At 56.5% G+C, this 2459-nt stretch carries 2 protein-coding genes; both read left to right on the top strand.

The genetic code is table 11. The features are described from left to right. Positions 1-458 (top strand): hypothetical protein (locus J1C54_RS16160; protein ID WP_229149574.1); only part of this gene is annotated, 458 nt, incomplete at its 5' end. Positions 459-636: 178 nt separating this feature from the next. After that, positions 637-2313 (top strand): class I SAM-dependent methyltransferase, encoded by a 1677-nt coding sequence (locus J1C54_RS16155; protein ID WP_229149946.1) that lies wholly within the window; start codon positions 637-639, stop codon positions 2311-2313. Positions 2314-2459: the final 146 nt, after the last annotated feature.

Below are 2459 nucleotides of genomic sequence, written 5' to 3'. Positions count from 1 at the left end.
GCCGCTATCCTTCCTGGGCTCACAATCAGGTTGGTGAGACGCTCAACTCCGGGTTGGCCGCCTCTAGCCAGTATGCCTGCTTTACTAACTATACCCGCGACTTTGGCGCGCACTTGGCCAATATCCCCAGCGGCACCCGTGGCTTGCGCGAGGCCATCAATTTCCCCGAAGGCCCGTTGCGCTATGGTCAGCCGCGCCCGGACTCCACTAACAATTCCTTCTGCTTGAGCTGTCATCATGACAATGCCAAAGATGGCCTGACCGTAGACGCACTGGCATGGCGGCCGATTAATGTGGAAGACGACCCACGGCGTCAACCAAGCCAGCCGCTGCAGCGAGTGTTCGGCAATATTCCTGGCAACTGGATAGCACCTGGCCATGGCCCGGGCAGCCCGTCCTCTGCGCAGGTGGCTCCGCCTGAGGGCCTCAAGGTGGATCAGTGGGTGCTGCCGCACTGATCACAGCTGACACCATGCTTGGCAAGCAAGCTGTCGCAATCAGCTTGCTTGCTAGTGGGGTAGAATGATCGATGTAGTGGTCATGCATTGATGCAAGGCTGCGGCATGCAGGAAAAGTCTGGACGACGTCAGAAAAATGCTTACCTTGGGTGCTATACCCGAGGACTGATGATGTTCCATGAGTGATTTTTACAGCCAGCACGCGCAGCGCCTTTTTGCTCAGTACCAGTCGGTGCGCTTTGCTGAGGTACACCGCAGTTGGCTGAGGCACTTACCGGAGCAGCCGGGGTTTGCCATGGACGTGGGTGCGGGCAGCGGCCGTGATGCGGCCGCGCTTGCCGCCATGGGATGGGATGTGCTGGCGGTTGAGCCGTCAGCAGGCCTGCGCAGTCTGGGCGAACAGGCTACGACTGGAAATAATGTTCAATGGCTGGATGATGCGTTGCCCGAGCTGGGCAAAGTGCGCGCACTTGGTTATCGATTTAATCTGATTCTGCTGTCTGCGGTATGGATGCATCTAAAGCCGGCGGATCGTGAACGTACATTTCGTATTCTCACCGAGCTTCTGGCGCCGGGCGGCATGCTGGTCATTACTCTTCGTCATGGTGCCGATGATCTGGATAGAAATTTCCATGCGGTCAGTAGGCAGGAGCTGGAGGCGCTGGCGTGTAATCGCGCGCTACTCATGCTTGATGCGACTTCTGATGTGGATGCATTCAGTCGTTTGGAGGTGAGTTGGGAGGCATTGGTCTTCCGACTACCTGATGATGGAACCGGCGCGCTGCCACTTCTTCGACATATCATTGTCAATGACGATAAAGCCTCCACCTACAAGCTTGCCTTGCTGCGTGCGCTGACCCGGATAGCAGATACTTTGCCAGGGATGGTGATTCGTCGAGATGATGTCTGGGTGGATATTCCTCTTGGATTGGTCGGCCTTTACTGGATCAGACTTTATCAGCCGCTGATTCTCAAGCATAAGCTTCGTCAGTCTCCGGGTAGTCGCGGATATGATTTCGCGAAGGAAAGTTTCTACCGTTTGGCTGAAGTTTCCCCATTTGACCTGAGAGTGGGTCAAGCCCTTACCGGTGATGTTGCAATCAGTGTTTCGGGTGCAATAAAAGATGCGGTGGCAACGATCACCCGTATGCCGGTGCGCTACATAACTTGGCCCGGCACCAATCGCAGTGTATTCGAGAGTCAGCCGGTCCGTGGGCGTAGCGTTTTGGCAGAGTTTCGTCTTGATGCAGAAACACTATCTGGATTTGGCGTGTTTCGAGTCCCAGCGCTGCTCTGGGACTGCTTCAGTCGCTTTGCCTGCTGGCTAGAGCCTGCCATCGTTAATGAATGGGAAAATTTGATGCCCCGCTTTGATGGGGTGCGCTATGACGCCTCCAGTTATCGCGCTGCTCTTGCGTGGCAGGAGGGTAAGCGTGACACGCGGGTGGTGCGCAGCCTCGTTGATACGCTGGTGAAGCAGGGCCGGGACATTCATTGTGTCTGGAGTGATCGTAGTTTACGGCGTCGACATTATCAGGTGGATCACTGTTTCCCGTGGGCTCGCTGGAGCAATAACGACCTGTGGAACCTGATGCCGGCCACCTTGCAGGCCAATGCAGCCAAGTCGGAGAAGCTGCCTGCGGCTCCTTTGATGCAGCTTGCACGTCCTCGCATCATCAGTTGGTGGGAGCATGCCTATCTGGTTCCTGCATATCAGGAGCAGTTCTTTGCCGAAGCAGAGGCGGCATTGCCGCTGGTGCGTGAGCATCATTGCCTGGATGCGGTATTCGAGGGAATGTTGCAGCAGCGATTGCGCCTGAAGATGAACCAGCAGTTGGTAGAGTGGCTGGGTTGAGCCCGCTGGTCTGACAACCTGCCCACTAGCCGATACTTGTCGCCCCCAACCCGCTACAATGCCGCCCCTTCTGTGCCGGACCCCGGCGCTTCACTGATCTGCCGGATGTGCCTGAGTCATGATTTCCACCGCCAATATCACCATGC

Origin of the sequence: Alcanivorax sp. 1008 (assembly GCF_020667895.1) — a bacterium.
Classification (GTDB): Bacteria; Pseudomonadota; Gammaproteobacteria; order Pseudomonadales; family Alcanivoracaceae; genus PGZG01.
The sequence above is the reverse complement of the archived record's forward strand: the minus strand, read 5'-3'. Positions and strand labels throughout refer to the sequence as shown.

What these genes read in the sequence shown, in the direction of transcription:
- J1C54_RS16155 (WP_229149946.1), top strand. Translation starts at nt 637, where the DNA reads ATGAGTGATTTTTACAGCCAGCACGCGCAGCGCCTTTTTGCTCAGTAC.